Genomic DNA, 12,680 nt, shown 5'->3' on the forward strand with positions numbered 1-12,680 from the left:
GAACACGCCCCGCACTTAAAAAAGTGAAGCACCTGCCGTTTGACCCATCAAGCGCAACTTCGAACCGGGGTCACGGTTTCGAAATTCTCGCAAAATGGTTTCGCTAAATTCCGAATAACGGTCCCACGCGTCGGGGTGAAGCCCGTTAGACCGTGCGTTGGATTGGTATGCCTGCTGCATGAAATCTGGCTGCCATGCAGTTTGGTTCAGTGGGGATTGGGCCTCAAACCAGCGCCTGCGGCAAGACAAACGGAACGTCAGTTGCCGGCAGCGTGCTGACCGGCAGATCGATGCCATAGACCTGCCGCATCACCGCGTTGGTCATGACGTCCGAAACAGCCCCGGTGCGCCAGACCTCTCCGTTCGACAGAACGCAGACCTTGTCGGCGAACAACGCGGTCAAGTTCAGGTCATGCATCACGACCACGACGCCCCCGCCCTGATCGGCGAATTCGCGCGCGATGCGCAGAACCGTGAACTGATGCGCGATGTCCAGGCTGGCGACGGGTTCGTCCAGCAACAGCCAGCGCGGCCGGTCGCGCCGCACCGCGCTCCAGACCTGGGCCAGAACGCGCGCAAGCTGCACGCGTTGCTGCTCGCCGCCGGACAGGTTCTGGTACGAGCGCGGCTCGAACCCCGCAAGATCGACATGCGCCAGCGCGCGCGACGGCAAGGCGTCGTCGCCGTCGGCCAGGCCACCGGGCAGGCCCAGCCGTACGACTTCCAGCGCGGTAAAGGGAAAGGCGACCGCCGAGGATTGCGGAAGAACGCCCCGCATCGCCGCCAGTTCCCAGGGCTGCAAGGCCGCGATGTCCTGGCCGTTCAAGGTGATCCGGCCGGTGTGCGGGATGTCGCCCGACAGCGCCCCGAGCAAGGTGGATTTGCCCGATCCGTTGGGCCCGATGATCGCAGTGACCTCTCCGGGTTCGGCCAGGAAATCCACATCGCGCAGGATCTGCTTGCGCCCGATGCGGACGCTGACATTTTCAGCTTTCATCATTCACATTCCCATCGATCCGTGGCGGCGCAGCAGGATCCAGAAGAACACCGGCGCGCCCAGAATGGCCGTGACGATGCCTATCGGCAGTTCGGCCGGGGCCACGATCACCCGGCTGATCATGTCGGCGGCTAGCAACAGGGCGGCGCCCAGCAAGGCGGAATTCATCAGCAGCCGATGGTGATCGGGGCCGGTGCCCAGCCGCAGCAGATGCGGCACGACGATGCCGATGAACCCGATCCCGCCCGACACGGCCACGGCCGCGCCGGTGGCGGCGGCCACTGTAAGGATCGCGATGTTCTTGCTGCGCTTCACCGGAATGCCGATGTGATGCGCCACCGCTTCGCCCATGGCCAGGCCGTTCAGGGCGCGGGCCAGACGCTGCGCGCACAGGATCGACGCCAGGATCAAGGGCGCGGCGGTGGCGACCTTGGTCCAGGTCGCGCCGGCCAGCGACCCCATACCCCAGAAGGTCAGATCGCGCAGCTGCTGATCGTCGGCGATGTACACCATGACCCCCGACACCGCGCCCGACAGGGCCGCCAAGGCGATGCCGGCCAGCAGCATCGTCGCCACCGAGGTCTGCCCCTGGCGCGTCGAAACGCGATAGAGGATCAGCACCGAAGCCCAGCCGCCCAGAAAGGCGGCAACCGCGACCAGGCCACTGCCGACCCAGGCCAGAACGGCGGCGGGCAGAAGGTTGCCGAAGACGATGGCGGTGATCGCGCCCAGCCCAGCCCCGGCGCTGACGCCGACGATGCCCGGATCCGCCAGCGGGTTGCGGAACAGCCCCTGCATCACCACGCCCGACACCGCCAGCGCCGCCCCGACCAGGATGCCCATCGCCAGTCGCGGCAGACGGATGTCCCACAGCACGATCCGGTTCAGATCCGACAGGCCTCGGCCATGCAGCAGATCCGACACGGCCATCTTCAACGAGGCCTCGGACGCGCCGACCGAGATGCTGGCCACGCTGGTCACGGCCAGAAGGCCGACCAGGGCCAGGGTGACCCATGCCGCCCGCGACCTGCGGGCCGCGGCGGTCGGGGGCGCGCCGTTGTCCAGTGCCAGCGTCATGAGCCCCGGACGCCCCGCAATGCGGCCGACAGATCCATGACCGCGTCGGCGGTGCGCGGGCCGAAGCCCAGCAGATAGGCGCCGGGCATCCGGATCAGCGCCCGGTTCCGCCCCGCCGGGGTCAGCCGGACCGCGGGCAGCGCGAACAGCTCTTCCTCCGAGAGGATCGGCCCGCCCTGACGCTCCATCATCAGGATCACGTCCGGCGCGGTGGCGGCCATGGCTTCGGGCGTCATCGTCTTGAAACCCGTCACATCGGCGGCTGCGTTTTTGCCTCCGGCCATGCGGATGATGGTATCGGCCTGGGTCTCGGCCCCGCCGACGACAAATTCGCCGCCCCGAGCCGAAAGCAGGAACAGCACGTTCACCGGCGTGTCCTGCGCGGCGGACGCCTGGGCCAGCGCCCGGTCCAGCCGGCGCGCGGTTTCGGCCGCCAGGGCTTCGGCCTCGGCCTCGACCCCCAGCGCGGCCCCGACGGCGCGGATCTTGTCGATGACGCCATCGCGCGAGAACTCGTCGGCAATGGTGACGTAATCCACACCGGCCTCCTGCAGCACCGCGATGGTCTCGGGCGGGCCCGACCCTTCGAGCGCAAGGATCAGGTCGGGGGCAACCGACAGCACGCCCTCGGGCGACAGGGCCCGGCGATACCCGACATCGGGCAGATCCGCCGCCTCGGGCGGCCAGGTCGAGCTGCGGTCACGGCCGACCAGTCGGTGCTGCTGGCCTAGGGCATGGACGATCTCAGTCAGCGAACTGCCGATGGCGATCACGCGGTTGCTCTCGGCCTGCGCGGCCGCCGCCGAAACCAGCAGGGCGGCGCAGAGTGTCACCAGGCCCCGCATCATGCCGCTCCGGTATCGGCCGGGCCGGGCAGCGCGGCCACCAGCGCGTCCCAGGCAGGGCGATGATCGGCTTCGCCGGTGCGGCGCCCGAAGATCTGCAGGATCAGGGCACCGTCCGCGTCGAAGGCCTCGACCGAGATCGCCGGGCCGCGCTGGGTCGGCTTGTCGACGGCCCAGACCTCGGCGAGGTGATCGCTGCGCAGATGCAGGTTGAAGCCCGGATCCAGCACGTTGAACCACGGCCCCATCTGCTGAAGATTTTGCACCGGGCCGCCGTGGATCTCGATGCAGCCGCGGTTGCCGACGAAGATCATCACCTCGATCTGCAGGTCCCGCACCTGTTCGAACAGGCCTGTGACCGCCGCGGGATCAACCGCGCGGGCCAGCGGTTCGCCCGCGATGCGATAGGCGCCCAGCCGGTTCATCTTGAGCTTGGAGGTCAGGTGCAGGAACTGGTGCGTGTCCGTCATCTTTGCCCATTCGCGGCGCAGGGCGTCGGCCTTGTCGGCATTGGCCTTGGGCGCTTCGGCCGGTTTGCGCGGCGCGACCGCCATCGTCTGGCCTTGATCCTCGGCAGCCAGTGTCCGGACCAAGCTGTCCCAGTGGCCCAGGTCCGAGCCATCGCGCAGGATGATCTTGTGAACCGCGTCCCCGGCCGCATCGAACACCTGGATCGAGCGGCGCAGACCGGCCTCGGTTTCCCGCTCGACGGCAATGACATGGTGCCATTGCGCGGGGAACATGCGCAGGTCGATCTCTTCGGTCAGCACCATCGCGGCATGCTGGCCGCTGTGGTAATTGTCGTATCGCCCGATCTTTTCGATCACGCAGGACGGGTTACGCGTCAGCGCCATGACCTCGCCCAAACCAGCCAACTGGCCGAACAGCCCGTCAAGGCCGGGGTTCAGCCGCGTTACGCTCTGCCCGGCAAAGGCCGCGACCAGCTGGCCCTCGCTCAACCCCAGCGTTTCCGCGAAATCGCGGTCTCGCTGGCCTGTCTTCTGCGCATAGGCAGCACGAATATCCTGAGGAGCCATAAGCACCTGTTCCATAGCGGGTTTCCCGTCTTCTTCGTGGTTCCAAGGGGGTGCTGGCCCAGGTGCTGATCGCAAACAGCGCCCTGCTGGCAGTGCCGAAATTACAGGCACGAAATTATGTTGACTGTTTTAGTCACCTTTATTAACGAGCACAAGTCGCCGCGAACAGGCGATTCCAAAAAACAGAAAAAAACTGACCAGCGCCAGCGAACTGCAAGCATCTCCGGTCCTCACACTTGTTTCGAAGGGACAGAAATGCGTGCGCGTACTCATATTGCAGGCCTGCTTGGGACTGCCTCTTGCCTTGGTTTGATGGCGTCCATGGTTTGGGCGCAGGAACAGGATGACGGGTTCCTCGGGACCCTGGAACTGGGCGAAAGCAAACGCGAGATCCAGACCGGCACCGCGGTTCCGGTCACGAATATCGACCAGGAAGAGATCAACGACCGTCAGGCCAACACGGTGGCCGAGCTGATCGATTCGGTTCCCGGCGTCACCTTGGTGAACGGCTCGACCCCGCAAGGATCGGGCATCAACATCCGCGGATACGGGGCCAACGGCACCTTCGGCACCGACCAGAAGGTTCTGATCCTGGTCGACGGCGCCACCACCGGCGCGGAAGAGCTGTACCGGATCGGCAACCAGCTGTTCACCGATCCGCAGCTGTACAAAAGCGTCTCGGTCATCCGCGGCACGGTCGGGTCCTTCGAATACGGCTCGGGCGTCGTCGGCGGCGTGGTTCAGCTGGAAACCAAGGACGCGTCGGACTTCACCGGCGGCGAGCCGGGGTTCCGCTTCCGCCAGACGCTCGAGGGGTATTCCAACGGCAGCGGCTTTGCCTCGTCGTCGATCCTTGCGTGGCAACCCAACCGGCAGACCGAATTCCTGTTCAACTACACCTATCGCGACCAAAGCGATCAGAAGGACGGGAACGGCGACACGATCGGCAACAGCGCCTTTACCCTGCCGTCGCTGCTGGCCAAGGGGAAATACAGCTTTGGCGACAACCTTGAACATTCGATCACCGCGTCCTGGAACCAGTCCACCTCGGAAGAGCGCGACGTGCCCTATGATTCCTTCGGTACGACGGCGGACGCCTTCGGCAACGTGGACCGCGACATCGAAACCCGGATCGCCGTTCTGCGTTACCAGTACCGGCCGGCGGGCAACGATCTGGTCGATCTGGACGTCAATCTCAGCTATTCCGAACAATCCATCGACAGCAGCTATGTGCCCGGTTCGTCCAGTCTGGAGGGAACGCCCTTCTTCCCCGGCATCCGGGCGCTGGCCGATGCTACGCACAATTACGAAACCACCAAGCTGACGATCAAGAACAACGCGTATTTCCAGACCGGGGCCGCGTCGCATGATCTGCGGTTCGGGTTGGAATTCATCGAGCGCGAGCGGCTGGACGCCCCATCGGCGCCGGGCGGCACCGACCGCCGCGTCGCGCTGTTTGCCGTCGACGACATCCAGCTCGGCGACCAGCTGACCGTCACGCCCGCGCTGCGGTATGAAACGCAGGACATCAAGGGCAACGGCGACGCGGCCGCGCCCTTCAACGCCAGCTATGACAACGACGCGCTGATGGGCGGCCTGTCGGCCCGTTACGAATTCGCCAGCGGCTTCGCGGTGTTCGCGGGCGGGGCCTATACCGAAAGCCTGCCGATCATCGACGATCTGGGCACACCGCTCTACATGACCCAGCCCGAGAAATCCCGCACCTGGGAGGCCGGCTTTTCCTATGACCGCGGCGACATCTTCGCCGCCGGCGACGCCCTGCGCGCCAAGGTCAATTTCTACAGCACCGATCTGTGGGACATCACCTCGTACGTGTCGGGCACCCCGTCCCTGCCCCTGTCCAAGGTCGAAACCGAGGGCGTCGAGATCGAGGCGTCCTATGCCCATGCCACGGGCTTCTACGTCGATTTCAACGCCAACATCGTCAGCGCCACCGAATTCAGCGCGGCGGGCATCGGATCGCCGTGGCGCAACGAACCCACGGACTCGGCGCGGATCACCCTGGGCAAGCGGTTCGGCGAAACCCTGGATGTCAGCTGGGAGATCTTCGGCGCCAGGTCGGGGCTCGATTCCTCGGGCGGTCCGGTGGGCGGCTACGGGGTGAACACCCTGCGCGCGACCTATCTGCCGCAAGAGGGCGCGCTGGCAGGCTTCGAACTGCGCGCCGGGATCGAGAACATCTTTGACAAGGCCTATCAGCCGAACCTGTCGACCCGCATTTCGCCGGGCCGGAATTTCAAGCTGACCGTGGCCAAGACCTTCTAAACCCACAAGGGAAAGGACCCGTCATGACAAAAGCCGTGCATCACCTTGTTCGGGCGGTCCTGCTGACCCTGCCCCCCATCGCGGGGGCGGGGTTGGCCAGTGCCGAAGACACGCAGGGCGCGGGCGGCGTCACGATCGAGCTCAGCTCGGCCGTGGACCAGGATCAGGGCTGCCTGCTGAGCTTCGTGGTCGAAAACGCCCATCCCGCCGATATCGGCGGCGCCGTCTATGAAACGGTGCTGTTCGGCGCGCAAGGCGAAGTGGCCCTGCTGACGCTGCTGGATTTCCAGGACCTGCCCGCCGGGCGGCCCCGCGTACGCCAGTTCAAATTCGCCGGCCTGGCCTGCAATCAGATCAGCCGGATCCTGATCAACGGGGTGCAGGACTGCGCCTATCCCGGCGATCTGACCGATGCCTGCCTATCCGGCCTGACGCTGCGCAGCCGCCTCGAGACCGAATTGATTGGATGACCCGATGGATGCGTTTCTGCAAAGACTGACCGCAATTCTGGACCTGGGCGGCCCGGTCGTGGCCGTGCTGATCGCAACCTCGGTCGCGACCATGGCGCTGATCCTCTACAAGCTGTGGCAGTACAAGGCCGCCGGGGTCGGGCGGCATGTCGAGCTGTCGCAGGCCATCGAAGCCTGGGACCGCAACGACCGGGCAACCGCGCGCGCGCATCTGGACCGAAGCCGCAGCTATCTGGCGCCGGTGGTCGCCATGGCGCTGGACGGGCACGGCCCGGAACTGATGGACCGCGCCGATGCCGAGGCCGAGGCGCGTTTTGCCGGGCTGGAACGCGGGCTGAACGTGCTGGACATGGTCTCGCAGCTTGCGCCGCTGCTGGGGCTGTTCGGCACCGTGCTGGGCATGATCGAGGCCTTCCGCACTCTTCAGGCGGCCGGCAACGCGGTGGATCCGGCGCTGCTGGCCGGCGGCATCTGGGTTGCGTTGATGACGACCGCCGCGGGGCTGGCCGTGGCCATGCCCACCTCGCTGGTCCTGACTTGGTTCGAAGCGCGGATGACCCGCGAACGGGTCTTTGCCAACCGCGCCCTGCGCACGGTGTTTGCCCCCGGCCACGCCGCCGCGTCACGCCCGGCCATCCCGTCCTCCGAGGTGCTGGCCCATGGCGCTTGAAACCCGCAAAAGGCGGCGCCGGCACCTTTCGATGACGTCCCTGATCGATGTCATCTTTCTGCTGCTGCTGTTCTTCATGCTCACCTCGACCTTTTCGAAATACGCCGAGATCGAGCTGACCACCGCCGCGGCGGGCGGGGCGCAGGCCCAGCGGCCCATCCGGTTCATCAAGCTGGAGCGCGACCGCATCCTGATCGACGGCACCGAAGTCGCGCCCGAAGCGGTCGCCGCCCGGTTCGACGGCCGGACCGACGAGCTGGCCTTTATCAGCCTGGGCGGCGGGGCGACCTCGCAGCAGTTGATCGACTTGCTGACCGCCCTTGCGCCCGTGTCCCGGCTCAGCACGCAGGTCATCGGATGATCCGCCTGACCCCCAAAACGAAACCCGGCCGCGAGCCGACGATCGCCCTGATCAACGTGGTCTTTCTGATGCTGGTCTTCTTCATGATCGCAGGCACGCTGGCGCCGCCTCTGGGCCAGGCGGTGCAACTGGTGCGGACGGCGGATCTTGAAGGGCGCGAGCCGCCGGATGCGCTGGTCATCCGCGCCGACGGCGTGCTGGAATATCGCGGGGCCGAGCTGACGGATGTAGCGGCCTATGTCGAGCGCGCCTCGATCGACCTGCCATTGGACGCCGTGCGGCTGGTGCCCGACCGGGCCTTGCCGGCGGTGCGGCTGAAACAGATCAGCGACGCCCTGCGGGCCCTGGGCGCCAACCGGGTCTTTGTCGTGACCGAGCGGGGCCTGCCATGATTCCGCAATCTCGCATCATGGCCGCCGCGCTGGTCGTGCTGGCCGCCGCGGCCCACGCCGCCGCCCTGTTCAAATTCGACACGGACGAGGCGGTTTTCGTCGAAGGCGGTGGCGCGGTTGCCCCTGCGGCGCTGGGGTCCTCGTTCCGGGATCATGCGGCCGGAACCGTGGCCCCGCCCCCGGCGGCCGCGCAGCAGTCACCCGTTTCCGCAGCACAGACCGCGCCAGAGGCCCCGGCCGACCGTGCGCGCGCGCAGCCGGCCACTAGGGTGCGGGCGCAGGCCCCGGCCCAGCGGCAGAACGCCCATACACCGACCTTGCAAAAACCCCAGCCGCAGCAGGCCCGGCCTCCAAAACCACCCACCCCGACCGGGAATGCCGCGGACAGCCGCAAAAAGGGCAGCGCCACCGGCAAGGCGGCGACCGGGGCGGCCTCGGCGAAATGGACGAACCGCGCCGCGCAGGACCAGGGAAATGCCGAGGCCAGCACCTATGCCGGTCTGGTCAAGCGCAAGATTTTGCGCGCCCGTCGAAAAAGCGTGAATATCCAAGGCTCGGTTCTGGTGGCCCTTCGTATCGCCGACAACGGTGCGCTGGCGTCGGTCAGCGTCGCCCGCAGCTCGGGTTCGGCCCGGCTGGATCAGGTCGCACTGGCGCAGGTCCGGGCCGCCGCGCCCTTCCCGCCGCCGCCGGCCTCGGCCCGGCGCGCCTATACCGTGGAAATCGTCAGCAAATAGAAACTCAACCCGCGCTTGTCCGGCTACCTGGTGTCCAGCGGCTTCAACAGATCGAACACTTGTTGCCGCATCCATTTTGCCATCGGATTTGCATCCGATCGTCTGTGCCAGATAGCTATGATGTTGACGGGTTCGATTTCGAACGGCGGGGCAAGTACCTTCAGGCCGAACTCCGGCGCCAACTTCCTGGCCAGCTGGGAAGGCACCAAGGCCACAAGATCGCTTGCACTGACCACTCGGCACACCCCTGAAAACACCGGAAGGGTCATCGCGACGTGCCTTTTCCGACCAACTTTCGCCAGAGCCGCATCACCCATCGCCGCCAGTTTACCCTCGGGTGAAAACAGCACATGCGACAAGGCGCAGAACGTTTCCATCGGAAGTTCGGTGCCGTCTTCGATCTGTGCAAGGAATGGGTTGTTAACGCGGCCGACGACCATGAAGGACGACCGGAACAGCACCTCTCTGCTGATCCAATCCGGTGCATCTGTGTCCGGGATCAACGCGAGATCAGCATTGTAGCGCTCAATACTCTCGACATAGTTCTCGGGAACAAGATCCACCAATTGCGCGACCATCTTCGGAGCCTTGCGGTTCAGAACACCCCCAAGACCAGGCATCAGCAGCTCGGCGAAAAAGTCGCTGGCCGCGATCTTGAAAGTTTCGGATGCCTGCCAGGGGTCGAAATCGTCATTGTGGCTCAGCAAACTTTCCAGTCGATTGAGTTCCTCACGCAGCCCGTCCTTGATCGAAACCGCAAAATCCGTTGGGACAAGCTGATTTCCCCGCCGCACAAACAGATCGTCACCCAAGGCGTGCCGCAGGCGGTTCAACGCATTCGACACTGCGGATTGCGAGACCCCAAGTCTTTCCCCTGCCTTGGTGGTGGACCCCGCCGTCAGAATCGCATCAAGAACACGGAGCAGGTTCAGATCAAGCGTTGCGAAATTCATGTTGGTAATACCGTGTATTATGAACTTTCGTTAGATTGATACCGTTTTTTGCGCCTACAAGTAAGGTACCGAAAGCGCTTTCGTTTCATGTCGGATCAAAGGACAGAAGCGATGCATGATCATCTGGTTGATGACGCCACGCTCGAATGGCAGGGCGTTCGTTACAAAACAATTCTGGACCCCGCTGAAACCGGGGGCGCCATGTCGATTGTAGACAGCCTTTCGCCGGTCGGAAGCGGTCCGCCACGGCACATCCATCAGGCAGAAGACGAAGTCTTCGTGATTTTGACCGGTGTCTGCAAAGTCTGGGTCGAAGGTGTCGAAACGCGTGTCGGCCCGGGCGAAAGCATCTTCATACCCCGCGGAAAAGAACACACGTTCAAGGTCATCGGTGATGAGCCCAGCCGTCACCTTGTCATTCTCACACCGGGAGGTTTCGAGGGCTTTTTCCACGCCATGGCAACGGCCCAGTACAAAATTCCGGAAGACATGCCGGACATCGAGGCCGTAGCCGCCAAGTACAACCTGTCATTTACTGGCCCTCCATTGGATTGAACGTCATGACCCAGCACATCGTCTATCATATTCCTGTGTGTCCCTTTTCACAGCGGCTTGAAATTCTGCTGGCGTTGCGGGGGATGAGGGACCGGGTGGAGTTCCGCGTCGTGGACATCACCAAACCCCGCGATCCAGAGCTGCTGAAGAAAACGCGCGGAACGACCGCTCTGCCGGTTCTCGAGACTCCGGACGGGCAGATCATCAAGGAAAGCCTCGTGATCCTGCGCTATCTCGATGAAATGCTCGAAGGGCCAAAGCTGCGGCGCAGCGACCCGGCCGAGCATGCGGTCGAGTCGATGCTGATTGCCAAAGAGGGCGCCTTCACGATGACCGGCTACGTCTATGTGATGAACCAGGACCCCGCGCAGAAAGATGCCCACAACGAAAAACTGCTCGCGCTTTATCGTGACCTCAATGACTTTCTTCTGACCCACAACCCGAACGGTGTTTTTCTGTTCGATCAGTTCGGGTTGGCCGAGGCGGTATTCACACCGATGTTCCAGCGCTTCTGGTTTCTGGAATACTACGAAGACTTTGAACTCCCGCCAAACGGCGAGTACGACAGAGTCCGAAACTGGAAAGCCGCCTGCATGGCCCATGAGGCCACGGGGCAGGTGACACAAGACGAAATCGTGAAACTCTACTACGACTATGCATTGGGTGCCGGAAACGGAGCGTTGGTGGGCGGCCGCAAAGTGTCGAGCTTTGCGTTCGAGCCACATTGGAAGTCGAGGCCAATGCCACCGCGGGACAAATATGCCGGGACGGCATCGGACAAAGAACTTGGGCTGGTAGTCCCGGCATCTGATTGAAGCCAGAAGGCACGCGGGTCGATCGGGGGCACCCGCCGCGGAGGACCGGCGCCCACAACACGCATTCGAATATGGCCCGGTGGTGCACAGTCGGTCTTAAGTCATGAATACCGGCTGATTAAACCGAACCAGTCTTCGGCTTCCGGGCGCGGAACCGTTGAACCTTTAGCCGTCAGACAAACCTGTTGACGTAGTTCTCCAAGCGCTCCTGCCTTCCGGATCGAGGCTCGGGATTGATACCTTCGGCCAACACTCGGGCCGCGATTTCATCCAGCGATGAGGCAAGCATGGATTGCGCCTCCGGGCTGTCCCATCCGGAATATCTGTCGGTCAACGCGGCATCAAGCCCGCCATCCTCGATCATCGCGGCCGCGGCCTTCAACCCGCGGGCACAGACGTCCATGCCGCCCACATGCGCCGCGACAAGGTCCTCGGGGTCGATCGACTGGCGGCGGATCTTGGCGTCGAAATTCGTGCCCCCGGTCGAAAACCCTCCGGCCTTGAGGATGTAGTAGTAGGCCAACGCGACTTCGGGCACGTTGTTGGGAAACTGGTCGGTGTCCCATCCGGATTGATAATCGTTCCGGTTCATGTCGATCGAACCCAGCATACCCTCGGTCGCCGCCACGGCGATCTCATGTTCAAAGCTGTGGCCAGCCAGGATCGCGTGGCCCTGTTCCAGGTTCAGCTTCACTTCGTCTTCCAGCCCGTATTTCCTGAGAAACCCGATGCAGGTTGCGGCGTCGTAGTCGTACTGGTGCTTGGAGGGTTCCTGTGGCTTCGGCTCGACCAGGATGGTGCCCTTGAACCCGATCTTGTGCTTGTAGTCGACCACCATGTTCAGGAACCGTCCCAAATGGTCCAGTTCCAGCCCCAGATCGGTGTTCAGCAACGTCTCGTAGCCTTCGCGCCCGCCCCACAACACATAGTTCTCGCCGCCCAGCTTGTGGGTCGCATCCATACAGGATTTCACGGTTGCTGCGGCAAAGGCAAAGACGTCCGGATCAGGGTTCGTGCTGGCACCCCCCATCCAGCGGCGATGGCTGAACATGTTGGCGGTCCCCCAAAGCAGCTTGGTTCCCGACGCCTGCATCTTTTCACCGATATAGTCGGTGATTTCCTCGAGCGTGCGCAGGTTTTCGGCAAAGCTGCCCTGTTCGGGGCGAATATCCGCGTCGTGCCAGCAGAAATAGGGCTGTCCCAGTATTTCAAACATCTCAAAGGCGACATCGGCCTTCATCCGGGCGCGTCCCATGTCGTCTTGCGGGTGCCACGGGCGGACAAGGGTCGGACCACCGAACGGGTCTCCGCCCTCCCATGCGAAAGAGTGCCACCAGGCGACGGCAAAGCGCAGATGGTCCTCCATGCGCTTGCCCAACACCACTTCGTCCGGGTCATAGTGACGGAACGCCAGCGGGTTCCGACTGTCTACGCCTTCGTACCGGACCTTTTCGATACCCTCGAAGAAACCGCTTGTCATACCTG

Annotated in this window: 14 protein-coding genes; 8 read left to right on the top strand and 6 right to left on the bottom strand. The window is 63.9% G+C overall.

Annotation, left to right across the window (positions count from 1 at the left end; genetic code table 11):
• Positions 1 to 223: 223 nt before the first annotated feature.
• Genes ACR0LD_RS10285 through ACR0LD_RS10300 form a run of 4 tightly spaced genes read right to left on the bottom strand, consistent with a single transcriptional unit; the run spans position 224 to position 3,971 of the window.
• Positions 224 to 1,000: a heme ABC transporter ATP-binding protein gene (locus ACR0LD_RS10285; protein ID WP_480636768.1), complete on the bottom strand. Its 777-nt coding sequence runs from the start codon at positions 998 to 1,000 to the stop codon at positions 224 to 226.
• Entirely contained in the window at positions 1,001 to 2,074 is a 1,074-nt protein-coding gene (locus ACR0LD_RS10290) for a FecCD family ABC transporter permease (RefSeq protein WP_480636770.1), read from the bottom strand.
• A complete protein-coding gene (locus tag ACR0LD_RS10295; RefSeq protein WP_480636772.1) occupies positions 2,071 to 2,919 on the bottom strand; it encodes a heme/hemin ABC transporter substrate-binding protein in 849 nt (282 codons plus the stop codon). The genes ACR0LD_RS10290 and ACR0LD_RS10295 overlap by 4 nt, the downstream gene beginning before the upstream one ends.
• Positions 2,919 to 3,971 carry a hemin-degrading factor gene (locus ACR0LD_RS10300; RefSeq protein ID WP_480636774.1) on the bottom strand — a complete coding sequence of 351 codons (1,053 nt, stop codon included), beginning with the start codon at positions 3,969 to 3,971 and terminating at the stop codon, positions 2,919 to 2,921. The genes ACR0LD_RS10295 and ACR0LD_RS10300 overlap by 1 nt, the downstream gene beginning before the upstream one ends.
• Before the next feature lie 306 nt (positions 3,972 to 4,277).
• Here ACR0LD_RS10300 and ACR0LD_RS10305 point away from each other — a divergent pair, with 306 nt between their 5' ends.
• The 6 genes from ACR0LD_RS10305 to ACR0LD_RS10330 are packed head-to-tail and all read left to right on the top strand — an operon-like array spanning position 4,278 to position 8,872.
• Positions 4,278 to 6,242, top strand: a complete 1,965-nt coding sequence (locus ACR0LD_RS10305) for a TonB-dependent receptor domain-containing protein (RefSeq protein WP_480636776.1) — start codon at positions 4,278 to 4,280, stop codon at positions 6,240 to 6,242.
• Positions 6,243 to 6,265: 23 nt separating this feature from the next.
• Positions 6,266 to 6,712, top strand: a complete 447-nt coding sequence (locus ACR0LD_RS10310) for a hypothetical protein (RefSeq protein ID WP_480636778.1) — start codon at positions 6,266 to 6,268, stop codon at positions 6,710 to 6,712.
• Between the two features lie 4 nt (positions 6,713 to 6,716).
• Complete coding sequence (locus ACR0LD_RS10315) at positions 6,717 to 7,382, top strand: MotA/TolQ/ExbB proton channel family protein (protein ID WP_170356980.1); 666 nt, start codon at positions 6,717 to 6,719, stop codon at positions 7,380 to 7,382.
• Entirely contained in the window at positions 7,372 to 7,743 is a 372-nt protein-coding gene (locus ACR0LD_RS10320; protein WP_480636779.1) for a biopolymer transporter ExbD, read from the top strand. Before ACR0LD_RS10315 ends, ACR0LD_RS10320 begins: the two co-directional genes overlap by 11 nt.
• A complete protein-coding gene (locus ACR0LD_RS10325) occupies positions 7,740 to 8,135 on the top strand; it encodes an ExbD/TolR family protein (protein ID WP_480636781.1) in 396 nt (131 codons plus the stop codon). The genes ACR0LD_RS10320 and ACR0LD_RS10325 overlap by 4 nt, the downstream gene beginning before the upstream one ends.
• A complete protein-coding gene (locus ACR0LD_RS10330) occupies positions 8,132 to 8,872 on the top strand; it encodes an energy transducer TonB (protein WP_480636783.1) in 741 nt (246 codons plus the stop codon). Before ACR0LD_RS10325 ends, ACR0LD_RS10330 begins: the two co-directional genes overlap by 4 nt.
• 23 nt (positions 8,873 to 8,895) lie before the next feature.
• Here the strand turns inward: ACR0LD_RS10330 and ACR0LD_RS10335 are convergent, their stop codons facing one another.
• On the bottom strand, positions 8,896 to 9,825 hold the full coding sequence (locus tag ACR0LD_RS10335; RefSeq protein ID WP_480636785.1) for a LysR family transcriptional regulator: 930 nt from the start codon (positions 9,823 to 9,825) through the stop codon (positions 8,896 to 8,898).
• Positions 9,826 to 9,936: 111 nt separating this feature from the next.
• Between ACR0LD_RS10335 and ACR0LD_RS10340 the strand changes: the two genes are divergently transcribed.
• Together ACR0LD_RS10340 and ACR0LD_RS10345 are read left to right on the top strand one after the other, a co-directional pair.
• Positions 9,937 to 10,380 carry a cupin domain-containing protein gene (locus ACR0LD_RS10340; protein WP_170339584.1) on the top strand — a complete coding sequence of 148 codons (444 nt, stop codon included), beginning with the start codon at positions 9,937 to 9,939 and terminating at the stop codon, positions 10,378 to 10,380.
• 5 nt (positions 10,381 to 10,385) lie between these two features.
• The gene (locus ACR0LD_RS10345) at positions 10,386 to 11,195 is read left to right on the top strand and encodes a glutathione S-transferase family protein (protein WP_480636787.1); all 810 of its coding nucleotides are present in this window, start codon (positions 10,386 to 10,388) and stop codon (positions 11,193 to 11,195) included.
• A 172-nt stretch (positions 11,196 to 11,367) separates the two neighbouring features.
• Here the strand turns inward: ACR0LD_RS10345 and xylA are convergent, their stop codons facing one another.
• A complete protein-coding gene (gene xylA, locus ACR0LD_RS10350; protein ID WP_480636789.1) occupies positions 11,368 to 12,675 on the bottom strand; it encodes a xylose isomerase in 1,308 nt (435 codons plus the stop codon).
• Between the last annotated feature and the right edge of the window lie 5 nt (positions 12,676 to 12,680).

It is taken from the genome of Ruegeria sp. BF8, from assembly GCF_056538625.1.

Bases quoted from the DNA above. Each gene is read 5' to 3' on its own strand.
- ACR0LD_RS10285 (WP_480636768.1), bottom strand. From the start codon at position 1,000: ATGATGAAAGCTGAAAATGTCAGCGTCCGCATCGGGCGCAAGCAGATC.
- ACR0LD_RS10290 (WP_480636770.1), bottom strand. From the start codon at position 2,074: ATGACGCTGGCACTGGACAACGGCGCGCCCCCGACCGCCGCGGCCCGC.
- ACR0LD_RS10295 (WP_480636772.1), bottom strand. From the start codon at position 2,919: ATGCGGGGCCTGGTGACACTCTGCGCCGCCCTGCTGGTTTCGGCGGCG.
- ACR0LD_RS10300 (WP_480636774.1), bottom strand. From the start codon at position 3,971: ATGGAACAGGTGCTTATGGCTCCTCAGGATATTCGTGCTGCCTATGCG.
- ACR0LD_RS10305 (WP_480636776.1), top strand. From the start codon at position 4,278: ATGGTTTGGGCGCAGGAACAGGATGACGGGTTCCTCGGGACCCTGGAA.
- ACR0LD_RS10310 (WP_480636778.1), top strand. From the start codon at position 6,266: ATGACAAAAGCCGTGCATCACCTTGTTCGGGCGGTCCTGCTGACCCTG.
- ACR0LD_RS10315 (WP_170356980.1), top strand. From the start codon at position 6,717: ATGGATGCGTTTCTGCAAAGACTGACCGCAATTCTGGACCTGGGCGGC.
- ACR0LD_RS10320 (WP_480636779.1), top strand. From the start codon at position 7,372: ATGGCGCTTGAAACCCGCAAAAGGCGGCGCCGGCACCTTTCGATGACG.
- ACR0LD_RS10325 (WP_480636781.1), top strand. From the start codon at position 7,740: ATGATCCGCCTGACCCCCAAAACGAAACCCGGCCGCGAGCCGACGATC.
- ACR0LD_RS10330 (WP_480636783.1), top strand. From the start codon at position 8,132: ATGATTCCGCAATCTCGCATCATGGCCGCCGCGCTGGTCGTGCTGGCC.
- ACR0LD_RS10335 (WP_480636785.1), bottom strand. From the start codon at position 9,825: ATGAATTTCGCAACGCTTGATCTGAACCTGCTCCGTGTTCTTGATGCG.
- ACR0LD_RS10340 (WP_170339584.1), top strand. From the start codon at position 9,937: ATGCATGATCATCTGGTTGATGACGCCACGCTCGAATGGCAGGGCGTT.
- ACR0LD_RS10345 (WP_480636787.1), top strand. From the start codon at position 10,386: ATGACCCAGCACATCGTCTATCATATTCCTGTGTGTCCCTTTTCACAG.
- xylA (WP_480636789.1), bottom strand. From the start codon at position 12,675: ATGACAAGCGGTTTCTTCGAGGGTATCGAAAAGGTCCGGTACGAAGGC.